This window comes from Pseudarthrobacter siccitolerans (genome assembly GCF_001046895.1).
In the GTDB taxonomy this organism is placed as follows: domain Bacteria; phylum Actinomycetota; class Actinomycetes; order Actinomycetales; family Micrococcaceae; genus Arthrobacter; species Arthrobacter siccitolerans.
Genome location: NZ_CAQI01000049.1, coordinates 106,125 through 118,086, shown reverse-complemented (window position 1 = coordinate 118,086; position 11,962 = coordinate 106,125). Strand labels below are relative to the sequence as shown.

Genomic DNA, 11,962 nt, shown 5'->3' with positions numbered 1-11,962 from the left:
CCGGAGGCGCCCAGATCAAGGACCAGGCCGCCGTCGACCGTGCCGTGGCCGGCGATGTTGTGCCCGCCGCCGCGGACGGCCAGTGCGAGCCCGCTGCGCCGGGCACTGGCCAGGACCGTATCGATGTCCGACAGGGCACCTGCCCGGGCGATGGCACGCGGCCGCAGATCGACCATGCCGTTCCACACCGTGCGGGCTTCCTCGTACAGGGGATCCTCTGGTTCGATCAACGATCCCTTCAGCTTCCCGCGCAACTCGTGCAGCGACTGCTGGACGTCCGGCTCCGGAAGGTGTTCATGAACTGTGGCCATCGCTGATACTTCCAGATCAAAAGGCGGTAATACGTCCAGCGGGAATACCGATGCCGTGATTGTAGGATCGGCCCCTGGAGGGGTCAACAACTTCTTTTAAAGGCTGCCTGTCCGGTTCGTGGCCTGGCGGATTAATCTGCACGAGACCAGCACGAAACGCCCCCACAACATTGGCTGCGTAGCCTCACGGCATGACAACGCAATTTCCCGCCCGGGCCCGGGCCTGGCTGGCGGACACCTTCTTCTTCGAGACCCCGGAACATGCTGCCGATGCCATGGCGGATGCCACCCGGTGGGGGTGGCTGCCGGCACTCAGCGGAGTGGCCGCGGGAGTGGAACAGGCCCGCGAAAAGCACCGGGAAACCGCGGCCCGGCAGACTGGATTGTCTGGTTGAACACACTATTGCGCGGGTAAGGGCATTATGACCTAAACTGCTTCACTGAGGTGCCTGAAATGGCGCTGTGCAGCAACGAAAGTGAACTCGCTATGGCTACCGATTACGATGCTCCACGCAAGCAGGAAGAAGAGTCCCCCGCAGACTCTCTGGAGGCCCTCCAGGCGTCACGCGGGGGCAACGCGCAGACGGCTGTCATCGACGTTGACGAGAACGACACGGCCGAGGGCATCGACCTGCCCGGCGCCGATCTTTCCAACGAGGAACTGACCGTCATCGTCGTTCCCGAGCAGTCAGACGAATTCACCTGCTCATCGTGCTTCCTGGTCCGCCACCGGTCCCAGGTGGCCCGCGAAAAGAACGGCATGAAGTACTGCCGCGAATGCGAAGGCTAAAACTCCGCGCCATCGAAACAGCGCACAACAGCGCCGGCCGCCCCTCGGGCGGCCGGCGCTGTTCCGTTTGTCCAGCACCGGCGTTATCCGGCGTAACGGACGGGTCCAGAAACGGCACCGGAAGGGTAAAGGACAGCGGAAAACCAGTGCCGGATTTACAGGTGCGTGACCCGGGCCAGGCGTTCCTTACGGTTCCGCGCCGAAGCGGCCACAACCCTCGTTTCGGGCACCTGACACTCCTACGCTTGAGCTATCCAACCGCACCACTTCCTCTGGATGGCACCCACAATGAAGAAACTCCTCCTCTGGCTCACGGCGCTCCTCGCGGCCGTCGGGCTGGGAATCCTGGCACCGGGGCCCGCCTCGGCAGCCACCTCGTATTGCGGGCTCGCATGGGGGTCCCTGGCCAAAACCGCGCCGGATTTGAGCACCGCTTCCGTCACCAACGTCCGCACCGGGCAGCACTACTGCTTCGACCGGATGGTTGTTGACCTCAATGGCCCCGTCACGGGCTACACCGTCCGCTACGTCCCGGAGATTGTCCAGGACGGTTCGGGCTTCACCATTCCGGTGCAGGGCAGGGCACGCCTGCAGGTCACCGTGAATGCGCCCTCCTATGACCAGAACGGCAACGTCACCTACAACCCGGCTGCGAAGGCTGAGCTGTCCAACGTTGCCGGTTACCAGACCTTCCGGCAGGTGGTCTACGCCGGAAGCTTCGAAGGCTACACCAGCGTTGGCCTGGGCGTCCGTGCCCGGCTGCCCTTCCGGGTCCTGACCCTTGACGGACCTGGTCCGGGCTCCCGCCTGGTAGTGGACGTGGCCCACTTCTGGTGATGGAAACGAAAAGGTGCCGCACCCCGCTGATCCGGGGTACGGCACCTTTTTGGTGCGGGTGCAGGACTCCTACTCCGGGACCACCAGGGCCGGGGTGTCCTGCTTCAGGGTTTCGCCGCGGAAGAAGCCGGGCCGAACCCGGGACATCACCAGCATAAAGACCGCGCCGAGGGCAAGGATGCCCACCCCGAGGACGAACACCAGGCCCACGCCGAACACCTCCGAGCCGCTGCCGAATTCGGGAGCCCAGCTGTCCACGGCGGTCTGCAGGAACACCACGAACAGGCCCACGCCGCCCAGCACGGGGCAGAGCAGCCGCAGGATGAAGTTGCGCAGGCTGCTGAAGACGCTGTTCCGGAAGTACCAGGCGCAGGCGATCGCCGTCAGCCCGTAGTAGAAGCAGATCATCAGGCCCAGCGCCAGGATGGTGTCGTTCAGGACGTTTTCGCTGACCACGTGCATCACGGCGTAGAACCCCGCGGACAGGATGCCGGCGGCGACGGTGGCGTAGCCCGGCGTCGCAAAACGCTTGCTCACCCGGCTGAACGGCTCCGGCAGCGCCCCATAGTGGGCCATGGCGAGCAGGCTGCGCGACGGTGACATAAACGTGGACTGCAGCGAGGCGGCGGAGCTGGAGAGCACCGCCAGCGACATCAGGATGGCGAACGGGCCCATGATCGGGGAGGCCAGGGCCGTGAAGATGTTCTCGTGGATGTCGGTGTTGTTCAGCCCGTTGCCGGTATCTCCGACACCGGCAAACATCATGGTGGCGATGCTGACCAGCAGGTAGATCGCCAGGACGATCAGGGCAGTCAGGGTACCGGCGAGGCCGGCAGTCTTTTTGCCGTTGGCGGTTTCCTCATTGACGGTAAGGCAGACGTCCCAGCCCCAGTACACAAAGATGGACAGCGAGATCCCGGCGGCCACCTGGCCGAACGTTTCGATCTTCGTGACGTCGAACCATTCCCAGCTGAAGGGGATGGCCGTTTCCGAGGTGGACCAGTTGGCGAACGCCATGCCCACGAAAAGTCCCAGCACCAGCAGCTGGAACCCCACCAGGCCGAACTGGACCAGCTTGGTGGTGTGCAGGCCGCGGTAGCTGACCCACACGGCAAGGGCCACAAACACAAAGCAGGTGAGCACATTCAGCGGCTTGTTGGCCGCCAGGTCAGCCAGTTCGGCTGAACCGGTGAGCTGGGAGAGGAAGAGGTAGAAGAAGTCGACGGCCACCCCGGCCAGGTTGGACAGGACGATGATGTTGGCCGCGAGCAGGCCCCACCCGCCCATCCAGCCCACCCAGGGCCCGAACGCTTTGGTGACCCACGTGAAGGTGGTGCCGCTGTCCGGGGAGTCGGCATTGAGCTCCCGGTAGGCCAGGGACACCAAAATCATCGGAATGAACCCGATGAGGAAAATGACGGGCAGCTGCAGTCCGGCTTCGTTGACGGTGGGGCCCAGGGCGCTGGTGAGCGTGTAGGCCGGGGCAATGGTGGAGATTCCCAGGACGACGACGGCGAGGAGTCCCAGCTGCCCGCCCTTCAGGCCCTTGGGCGAGATTCCGGCGGCAGTTCCGGTCTTTCCGGTTCCGCCGGCAGCGGGACCGGTGCGGATGGTTTCTGTCATGACACCACTTTCTGGGAGGCAGCGGGCTGCTGTTGGGTGATGCAGTGGATCCCCCCGCCGCGGGCAAAAAGCTCGCGTGCGTCGATGGCGACAATACGCCGTCCGGGGTAGGCCTCCGCAAGGATCTGCAGTGCCTTGTCGTCCTGGGGGTCGTTGAAGCTGCACGCGATAACGCCGCCGTTGACCACCACGTGGTTGATGTAGCTGTAGTCCACGAAGCCCTCGTCATCCCGCAGGGTTTCCGGGGCGGGGACTTCGATGATCTTCCATTGCCTGCCGGCGGCGTCGGTGGTGCCCCGGAGGAAGTCGATGATTTCCCGGGAGACCTCGAAATCGGGGTGTTCCGGGTTTTCCTGCGAGTGGACCAGGAGTGTGCCGGGCGAGGGGATCGCGGCCACGATGTCCACGTGGCCGCGGGTGCCGAACCGCTCGGAGTCCCGGGTCAGGCCGCGCGGCAGCCACACCACGTGGGTGGCGCCGATGGTGCGGGCCAGTTCCTGCTCGATGTCGGCCCGGCTGAGGCCCGGATTGCGGCCCGGATCCAGCTGCACGGTTTCGGTCACCAGTACGGTTCCCTGGCCGTCCACCTGGATGCCGCCGCCCTCGTTGACCAGCGCCGACACGATGTGCCGGGCGCCGGACCTGGCGGCCACCTCGCCGGCGACCAGCGCGTCCTTGTCCCACTGCGCCCAGTCCTGGCCGCCCCAGCCGTTGAACACCCAGTCCACGGCACCGAGCCGGCCGTCGCCGTCCAGCACGAACGTGGGCCCGATGTCGCGCATCCACGCATCGTTCAGCGGGGCGGCAAGCACCTCGACGTCAGGGTGCAGGTAGGTGGCGGCTGTATCAACGTCGTCGGGATCCACCACCATGGTGACCGGCTGGAACTCCACGGCAGCGTTCGCCACGGCAGCCCAGGTGGACCTGGCCGCATGGGCGTCCTCCGCCGATTCACCAAGGGTGTAGCCGCCGGCGGGGAAGGCCATCCACAGCCGCTCCTGGCGGGCAGTTTCGGCAGGCATCCGCCACTGCCCGGCGCTGGCCGCGGACTGCTGCGCGGCGGTCATGAGCACGCCTCTGCGAAGCCGCGCTCGCCGCCCAGGAGTTCGTTCGGGCGGACGGGTTCGGTGAGGCGGGCGTAAGTGTCCGGGCGGCGGGTGGCCAGGAACGGGAACAGGGTCAGCCAGTCCTTCCGCTGGTCCAGGTCGAGGTCGGCCACGAGGACCGCTGACTCGTCCCGCGGCGCCTGGGCGAGGATGCGGCCGTAGGGGTCGGAGATGAAGGACGAGCCGTAGAAGTTCAGGGTCCCTTCGCTGCCCCAGCGGTTCGGGGCGATCATAAACAGGCCGTTGGCGATGCCGTTGCCCACGATGACCTGCTGCCACAGGGGCTGGGTGTCGAAGTCCGGGTGGTCCGGTTCGGAGCCGATCGCGGTGGGGTAGACCAGGATTTCCGCCCCGCCCAGGGAGTACAGCCGGGCAACCTCGGGGAACCATTCGTCCCAGCAGGTGGGCATTCCCAGCCGGGCGCCGCCCAGTTCCGCGGGAGCGTGGACTTCGTAGGCGTCGGTGGCTGCGGGCCCCTGGCGGAAGAACTTGTCCTCGTAGTATCCGGCGGTGACGGGGATGTGGAGCTTGTGCGTCCGGGCCAGGAGTTCTCCTTCAGGGGAGACCAGGATGGCGGTGTTCAAGCCCAGGCCGTCGTCCGTGCCGTCCGGGTCCACGGCACGCTGGTACAGGGACGCATGCACGGACACTCCGTGGCGGCGGGCAGCATCGGCGGCGAAGCGGAAGGTGGGGCCGGTGAGCAGGTCTTCGGCGGTGTCCGAGGGCCGGGTCCGGGTGGGACCCTCGGACGGGTCGTTGTGCGGGCGGGTGTCTGCCGGGTAGCGCGAAAGCGTCAGCTCCGGCAGGAAGACCACGGAGGCTCCCAGCCGGGCGGCCCGGCCGATGCCCTCGTCCAGTTCGGCTTCGACGGCGGCGTTGTCCGCTTGCCACCGGTGCTGGACCACGCCGACGCGCAGGGCGGGCCGGGCGGACGGCGTTGTCCGGGCCAGGGAAGCGGGTGCGCCGAGGCAGGAAATTTCAATCATGTTTGCTACTCCAGTGAGACGATGGTCACTAAATGAATGACGTTCATTTAGTATGAGGGGCGACGGGTCCTGATGCAAGGGTGAATATGAATCACGTTCTTTTATGTCGGCCGATCGGGAATTAGTAAGCTCACTGAGAAATTGGCGCGCGTCCCCCTGTTGCGCCCTGAAGGGCTGGTAGCGTCGGGATTACTGGACCAATCGAGGAGGATGCATGAAAGCTTCACCGACACTGACCAACAACCTGCAGGCTGTGCTCGCGGATCTGATTGAACTGCACATCCAGGGCAAGCAGGCCCACTGGAACATTGTGGGAACCAACTTTCGTGACCTTCACCTGCAGTTGGATGAGATCGTGGAGGCCGCCCGCCAGTTCGCTGACGATGCTGCCGAGCGGATGCGGGCACTGCACGCCCTGCCGGACGGGCGCAGCTCCACCGTGGCTGAATCCACCAGCCTCGCTCCTTTTCCCGAGGGCCTCATCAGTACCAAGGACGCGATCGAGCGCATTGTTGCCGCCCTTGAAGCTGCGGTAGGAACTATGCGCAAGGTCCATGACGAGGTGGATGAGGAAGACCCCACCACCGCGGACCTCCTGCATGAGTTCATTGCCAAACTTGAGCAGTTCGCGTGGATGGTCAATGCCGAGACCATGAAGGCCACCGCGAGCGTCACCGCCCCGGACGCGAAGTAGCCCGTTCCGGCACGCGTAGCCAGCCAGCGCCCGGCTCCGGACTTCCTGTCCGGAGCCGGGCGCTGCGTTTTGGCGGGAAGCATCCTTGCCGGCTCGCAGCCCTACCTGGCCTTGGGCACTTTCCGCAGGACGACGGCGGCAAGTACTGCCGCCGTCGCCATCAGTACCAGCCCGATCGCCGCAGTGACGTGCACGCCTGAGTCAAAGGCTGAGCCGGCAGCCTGCCGGACGGCATCCGCCAGGGGAGCAGGCAGTCCCGCTGCCAGCTCCATGGCCCCGGCCAGGGTTTCGCCGGCATGGGCGGTGCCCTGGCCGCCGGCAGCTTCCGCGACGCCAGCCGGCAAGTGCAGGTTGTGCTGGTAGGAGGCCGTAAGGATCGAGCCCAGCACCGCGGTGCCCAGCAGGGCGCCCACCTCGTACCCCGTCTCGGAGATCGCCGACGCCGCACCGGATTTTTCCGCGGGCACGCTGCCCAGGATGAGGTCATTGGAGATGGTCTCCGCGGTCCCCACGCCCAGCGCCAGGACCAGCAGCGCTGCGAGCAGGAGCGCGGGCCCGTTGGAATGGCTGCCGAAAGTCACCAGACTGTACCCCGCGGCGCTCATGCCGAGTCCGGCTCCCACCACGAAACCGGGACGGATCTTCCGGACCAGCGGCACCACGGCCAGGCCGGCCGCCACGGTAGCCACCAGGGCCGGAATCATGGCCATTCCTGCCGCCGAAGGGGACATCCCCTCAAGGAGTTGCAGGTGCTGGGCCAGGAAGAGGATAAAGCCGTTGAAGGAGAACAGGGCCAGGACGTTCGCCGTGATAGCCATGCTGAACACCCGGTTGCGGAACAGGGACATGTCCAGCAGGGGGCTGTCCAGCCGGTGTTGGCGGCGGACAAAGGCGGCGCCCATGACCAGCCCAAAAGCTACGCTTCCCAGCGCCAGCGGGCCCGGGCCTTCGGTGGCGTACTCCTTGATGCCGTACACCACCGGCACCATGGTCAGGAGTGAGAGCAGGATGCTCGGCCCATCCACCCTGCCCGGTGACGGGTCGCGGGATTCCGGAATGAACGCCGGGCCGAAGGCCAGCAGCGGCAGCATGATGGGCACCGCCACCAGGAAAACCGCTCCCCACCAGAACTGTTCCACCAGCCAGCCGCCGAAGATCGGGCCCAGGGCGGCGCCGCCGGAGAACCCGGCGGCCCAGATGGCGATGGCCAGCCGGCGGCGGTTGGGGTCCGGGAAGATGTTGCGGATCAGGGACAGAGTGGAGGGCATCAGCATCGCGCCGAAGAGGCCCAGGGCTGCACGGCCGGCTATTAGCCAGCTGGAGCCGGGGGCGAATGCCGTCGCGGCTGACACTGCCGCGAAGCCGATGCTGCCGATGATCAACAGCCGGCGCCGCCCGATCCGGTCACCCAGGCTTCCCATGGCCACGAGCAGTCCCGCCAGCACCAGCGGGTAGGCGTCCACGATCCAGAGCAGCTCGACGCCCGAGGTGCCCAGTGCGCGGGCAATCGCGGGCAGCGCAAACGTCAGTGCTGTGTTGTCGACGGCGACGAGGAGGACCGGGAACATGAGCAGTCCCAGCGCGATCCAGTCACGCAGGGTACCCCTTCGTGGAGCCGCCGGCTGGCTTGGTGCGGCGTCCAGGTGGGTGCGGTCTTGCTGGGGTGCGGAGGAAGCGGTCATGAAATAACTATACCGTCCAGACGGTATAGTTAAGAATAGCCGACCCGACCATGCATGATTGGAACCATGGCCAGAAAACCCGTGGCACGGGATGCAGTGCTCGATGCCTTTGAAGAACTCCTTATCGACGTGGGGGAACGTGCCGCCACGCTGGATGCGGTGGCGAAACGGGCAGGCGTCTCCAAGGGCGGGTTGCTGTACCACTTCCCCAACAAGGAAGCACTGATAGCCGCGACCCTCGAGCGGCTGGACCGCCTGGCGGGGGAGGACCTGGCTGCCATGGCAGCGGCGCCCGAAGGGGCTGCCGCCTATTTCATCCGGTCGTCGCTCTGGTCCGACACCCCCATGGACCGGTCCTTCGTGGCTGCGACGCGCCTCGCCGAAGTGGCGCACGAGGAGGCCCGGCGCCGCTTCGCGGCCATCCAGCAGCAGTGGCTGGAGCTCATTGGCAAGGATGTAGGTCCGGCTATGGCAAAAGCTGTGCTCTACATGGGGGACGGGTTGTACTTCAACGCCATGTGGGAAAGCGGGCCGTCCGGAAACGCCGGAAACCGCGAAGCGGATGTGAACGAACTGCTGGCCGCCGTCGAGCGGTTGCGGGGCTAGCCGTTCATTTGCCCCGGGGGCGGCGGCATAGGAGAATTGGACCGTTGCGGGCCGTCTTCGGCCCGCCGGCACAATCCAAATGAATAGCCTTTGATCTGCGGCGGGAGAGTTCTGCCAGAAGGTACAAGCAGGCGCCGTAGGAGCAATACCTCCCCAGGAATCTCACAGGCCCATGTACCGCCGCGGCGAGGCACCTCTGGAAAGCAGCAGGCAGTCCGCCCCGGTATCCGTCCGGATACGTGGACTGCCGCTCACCGACGGTGCAAGCGGGGCCGGCGAAAGCCGGTACCGCGGAAACTCTCAGGTCCAGTTACAGAGCGGGGAGGACCCGAATCGATGTGGCGTACCCTGCGCCGCCTTAGTTATGGAGTTCCTCGTGACTGTTATTCCGGCCTCCGCCTCCCCAGCCTCCGCCGTTCCAGCCTCTGCAATCCCGGCCGCTGTTGCTCCGGCTGCCACCTTTGTTGACCGGCACATCGGAGCCCGCCGCCAGGCCGACGTCGACACCATGCTCAAGGCCGTGGGCTATGACACCGTGGACGCACTCGTTGACACCGCCGTGCCCAAGGACATCCGCCAGGATTCGGCCCTGGAACTTGCCGGCGCCCTCAGCGAAGTGGAGGCGCTCGCAGAACTGCGCCGGCTCGCCGCGAAGAACAAGACCGCCGTGCAGATGATCGGCCAGGGTTACTACGACACCGTGACGCCCCCGGTGATCCGCCGCAACATCCTCGAGGGCCCCGCCTGGTACACCGCGTACACGCCCTACCAGCCGGAAATCTCCCAGGGCCGCCTCGAGGCGCTGCTGAACTTCCAGACCATGGTCCAGGACCTGGTGGGTCTGCCCATCGCCAACGCTTCCCTCCTGGACGAAGCCACCGCGGTCGCCGAGGCCGTGCTTATGATGCGCCGGGCGAATAAGGCCAAAGGCCAGAACGCAGACGCCCGGGACGGCAAGACGGTGCTGGACGCCGACTGCCTGCCGCAGACCATCGCCATCGTCAGGGGCCGCGCCGAGGCGCTCGGCTTTGAGGTGGAAGTCGCCGACCTCGCCAAGGGACTGCCGGACGGCGCCATCAACGGCGTTGTCCTCCAGCAGCCCGGCGCCTCCGGCCGGGTCTTCGACCACACTGCAGTCATCGCCGAGGCCAAGGAACGCGGCGCCCTGGTCACTGTTGCCGCCGACCTCCTGGCGCTCACCCTCATCACACCTCCCGGTGAGCAGGGCGCGGACATCGCCGTCGGGTCAGCCCAGCGCTTCGGCGTCCCGCTGTTCTACGGCGGCCCGCACGCCGCCTACATGGCGGTACAGAAGGGCCTGGAACGCTCCATGCCCGGCCGCCTGGTGGGCGTCTCCAAGGACAACGTCGGAGTACCTGCCTACCGCCTGGCCCTCCAGACGCGTGAGCAGCACATCCGGCGCGAAAAGGCCACCTCCAACATCTGCACGGCCCAGGCGCTGCTGGCCATCGTGGCCTCGATGTACGCGGTGTACCACGGCCCCGAGGGCCTGAAGGCAATCGCCCGGTCCGCGCACACCCACGCCAAAACCCTCGCGGCATCCCTCAAGGCCGCCGGCTTCGACGTGCTGCACACCAGCTTCTTCGACACCGTCACTGTCTCCGTTCCAGGCAAGGCCGCGGGCATTGTCGCCGCCGCCGAGGCCAGGGGCATCAACCTGCGCAGCATCGACGCGGACACAGTGGGCTTCTCGACGGATGAAACAACGACGCTGGCAATCGTCGCCGGGGTGCTGGAAGCTTTTGGCGCCTCCGCAGTTGAAGCCGGGGGTGACGCTTTCGCCCTGGACGCCGCCGTCGAACGTTCCTCCGACTTCCTGCAGCACCCGGTGTTCAACACGCACCGCTCCGAAACGCAGCTGCTGCGCTACATCCGGAAGCTCAGCGACCGGGACCTGGCCCTGGACCGCACCATGATCCCGCTGGGTTCCTGCACCATGAAGCTGAATGCCACCGCCGAGATGGAAGCCATTTCCTGGCCCGAATTCGCCTCCATCCACCCGTTCGCCCCCGACTCGCAGACCGAAGGCTGGCGCGAGCTGATTGCGGACCTGGAAGCACAGCTGACTGAAATCACCGGGTACGACCAGGTGTCCATCCAGCCCAACGCCGGTTCCCAGGGCGAACTCGCCGGCCTGCTGGCGATCCGCGGCTACCACCACTCCCGCGGGGACGCGCAGCGCAACGTCTGCCTGATCCCCGCGTCGGCGCACGGCACCAACGCCGCGTCCGCCGTGCTGGCTGGGATGAAGGTTGTTGTGGTGGCCACAGCGCCGGACGGCACCATCGACCACACTGACCTGTACGCCAAGATCGAGGCCAACAAGGACGCCCTGTCCTGCATCATGATCACCTACCCGTCCACCCATGGCGTCTACGACGCCGACGTCCGGGAAGTCTGCGACGCCATCCACGCCGCCGGCGGCCAGGTCTACATCGACGGGGCCAACCTGAACGCGCTCGTTGGGCTGGCACAGCCAGGCAAGTTCGGCGGCGACGTGTCCCACCTGAACCTGCACAAAACCTTCTGCATCCCGCACGGCGGCGGCGGACCCGGCGTCGGCCCGGTTGCGGCCAAAGCACACCTCGCACCGTTTATGCCCGGCAATGCGGCCACCTGGACGGAAGGCAACGACGTCCCGATCTCCGCATCCAAGTACGGCTCCGCGGGCGTGCTGCCCATCTCCTGGGCCTACGTGAAGCTGATGGGCGGCCAGGGACTCACCGAAGCCACCAAGTCCGCCCTGCTCGCCGCGAACTACGTCGCCGCCCGGCTGAACGACTTCTTCCCGGTCCTGTACACCGGTGAAGGCGGACTGGTGGCGCACGAGTGCATCCTCGACCTGCGCGAGCTGACCGCCAAAACCGGCGTCACCGCAGAAGACGTGGCCAAGCGCCTCATCGACTACGGCTTCCACGCGCCCACACTGGCGTTCCCCGTTGCGGGCACCCTGATGGTGGAACCCACCGAATCCGAGGACCTCGGCGAGATTGACCGCTTCATCGAGGCAATGATCTCCATCCGCGCCGAAATCGACCAGGTGGCACACGGCGAGTTCTCCGTGGCCGACAGCCCGCTGCGCAACGCCCCGCACACCGCGGCCGCCGCCATCAGCAGCGACTGGGACCGCGCCTACCCGCGCGAACAGGCGGTGTTCCCGGTGAAGTCGCTCAAGCAGGACAAGTACTTCCCCCCGGTGGGCCGCATCGACGGCGCAGCAGGAGACCGCAACCTGATCTGCTCCTGCCCGCCGCTTTCCGAGTTCGAGGTTTCGACAAGCTCAACCAACGGCTCGGAAGGCTGACC

The 11,962-nt window shown here is 66.3% G+C and carries 11 protein-coding genes and 1 riboswitch; of the genes, 6 read left to right on the top strand and 5 right to left on the bottom strand.

All coding sequences use genetic code 11. The annotated features are described in order from the left end of the window. Positions 1-311, bottom strand: a 311-nt coding sequence (locus ARTSIC4J27_RS16440) for an FAD-binding protein (protein ID WP_152683902.1), incomplete at its 3' end; no start/stop codon positions are given. A gap of 191 nt (positions 312-502) precedes the next feature. On the opposite strand from ARTSIC4J27_RS16440, the gene ARTSIC4J27_RS16435 reads away from it, so the two are divergent. From ARTSIC4J27_RS16435 to ARTSIC4J27_RS16425, 3 genes are all read left to right on the top strand, one after another. Then, entirely contained in the window at positions 503-706 is a 204-nt protein-coding gene (locus ARTSIC4J27_RS16435) for a hypothetical protein (protein WP_050056278.1), read from the top strand. A 92-nt stretch (positions 707-798) separates the two neighbouring features. Beyond that, entirely contained in the window at positions 799-1,101 is a 303-nt protein-coding gene (locus ARTSIC4J27_RS16430; RefSeq protein ID WP_050056290.1) for a DUF4193 domain-containing protein, read from the top strand. 288 nt (positions 1,102-1,389) lie between these two features. After that, entirely contained in the window at positions 1,390-1,938 is a 549-nt protein-coding gene (locus ARTSIC4J27_RS16425; protein WP_050056277.1) for an AMIN-like domain-containing (lipo)protein, read from the top strand. 69 nt (positions 1,939-2,007) lie between these two features. On the opposite strand, the gene ARTSIC4J27_RS16420 is transcribed toward ARTSIC4J27_RS16425, so the two are convergent. Genes ARTSIC4J27_RS16420 through ARTSIC4J27_RS16410 form a run of 3 tightly spaced genes read right to left on the bottom strand, consistent with a single transcriptional unit; the run spans position 2,008 to position 5,653 of the window. Then, entirely contained in the window at positions 2,008-3,561 is a 1,554-nt protein-coding gene (locus tag ARTSIC4J27_RS16420; protein WP_050056276.1) for an APC family permease, read from the bottom strand. Next, positions 3,558-4,583 (bottom strand): agmatine deiminase family protein, encoded by a 1,026-nt coding sequence (locus ARTSIC4J27_RS16415; RefSeq protein ID WP_083435514.1) that lies wholly within the window; start codon positions 4,581-4,583, stop codon positions 3,558-3,560. The genes ARTSIC4J27_RS16420 and ARTSIC4J27_RS16415 overlap by 4 nt, the downstream gene beginning before the upstream one ends. A 41-nt stretch (positions 4,584-4,624) precedes the next feature. Beyond that, positions 4,625-5,653 carry a nitrilase-related carbon-nitrogen hydrolase gene (locus ARTSIC4J27_RS16410; RefSeq protein WP_050056274.1) on the bottom strand — a complete coding sequence of 343 codons (1,029 nt, stop codon included), beginning with the start codon at positions 5,651-5,653 and terminating at the stop codon, positions 4,625-4,627. A gap of 214 nt (positions 5,654-5,867) precedes the next feature. On the opposite strand from ARTSIC4J27_RS16410, the gene ARTSIC4J27_RS16405 reads away from it, so the two are divergent. Next, complete coding sequence (locus tag ARTSIC4J27_RS16405) at positions 5,868-6,347, top strand: Dps family protein (RefSeq protein WP_050056273.1); 480 nt, start codon at positions 5,868-5,870, stop codon at positions 6,345-6,347. Between the two features lie 101 nt (positions 6,348-6,448). Here ARTSIC4J27_RS16405 and ARTSIC4J27_RS16400 read toward each other — a convergent pair whose 3' ends face one another. Further along, positions 6,449-8,029 carry an MFS transporter gene (locus ARTSIC4J27_RS16400; protein WP_050056272.1) on the bottom strand — a complete coding sequence of 527 codons (1,581 nt, stop codon included), beginning with the start codon at positions 8,027-8,029 and terminating at the stop codon, positions 6,449-6,451. A gap of 66 nt (positions 8,030-8,095) precedes the next feature. On the opposite strand from ARTSIC4J27_RS16400, the gene ARTSIC4J27_RS16395 reads away from it, so the two are divergent. Together ARTSIC4J27_RS16395 and gcvP are read left to right on the top strand one after the other, a co-directional pair. Next, a complete protein-coding gene (locus ARTSIC4J27_RS16395; RefSeq protein WP_050056289.1) occupies positions 8,096-8,635 on the top strand; it encodes a TetR/AcrR family transcriptional regulator in 540 nt (179 codons plus the stop codon). Positions 8,636-8,726: 91 nt separating this feature from the next. Then, a riboswitch (glycine riboswitch) is annotated at positions 8,727-8,825 on the top strand. A 174-nt stretch (positions 8,826-8,999) separates the two neighbouring features. Continuing rightward, complete coding sequence (gene gcvP, locus ARTSIC4J27_RS16390) at positions 9,000-11,960, top strand: aminomethyl-transferring glycine dehydrogenase (protein WP_235436731.1); 2,961 nt, start codon at positions 9,000-9,002, stop codon at positions 11,958-11,960. Positions 11,961-11,962 lie beyond the last annotated feature (2 nt).

Excerpts from the sequence above, each read along its gene's own strand:
- ARTSIC4J27_RS16405 (WP_050056273.1), top strand. The coding sequence starts at position 5,868 with ATGAAAGCTTCACCGACACTGACCAACAACCTGCAGGCTGTGCTCGCG.
- ARTSIC4J27_RS16400 (WP_050056272.1), bottom strand. The coding sequence starts at position 8,029 with ATGACCGCTTCCTCCGCACCCCAGCAAGACCGCACCCACCTGGACGCC.
- ARTSIC4J27_RS16410 (WP_050056274.1), bottom strand. The coding sequence starts at position 5,653 with ATGATTGAAATTTCCTGCCTCGGCGCACCCGCTTCCCTGGCCCGGACA.
- ARTSIC4J27_RS16435 (WP_050056278.1), top strand. The coding sequence starts at position 503 with ATGACAACGCAATTTCCCGCCCGGGCCCGGGCCTGGCTGGCGGACACC.
- ARTSIC4J27_RS16430 (WP_050056290.1), top strand. The coding sequence starts at position 799 with ATGGCTACCGATTACGATGCTCCACGCAAGCAGGAAGAAGAGTCCCCC.
- ARTSIC4J27_RS16395 (WP_050056289.1), top strand. The coding sequence starts at position 8,096 with ATGGCCAGAAAACCCGTGGCACGGGATGCAGTGCTCGATGCCTTTGAA.
- gcvP (WP_235436731.1), top strand. The coding sequence starts at position 9,000 with ATGGAGTTCCTCGTGACTGTTATTCCGGCCTCCGCCTCCCCAGCCTCC.
- ARTSIC4J27_RS16425 (WP_050056277.1), top strand. The coding sequence starts at position 1,390 with ATGAAGAAACTCCTCCTCTGGCTCACGGCGCTCCTCGCGGCCGTCGGG.
- ARTSIC4J27_RS16415 (WP_083435514.1), bottom strand. The coding sequence starts at position 4,583 with ATGCCTGCCGAAACTGCCCGCCAGGAGCGGCTGTGGATGGCCTTCCCC.
- ARTSIC4J27_RS16420 (WP_050056276.1), bottom strand. The coding sequence starts at position 3,561 with ATGACAGAAACCATCCGCACCGGTCCCGCTGCCGGCGGAACCGGAAAG.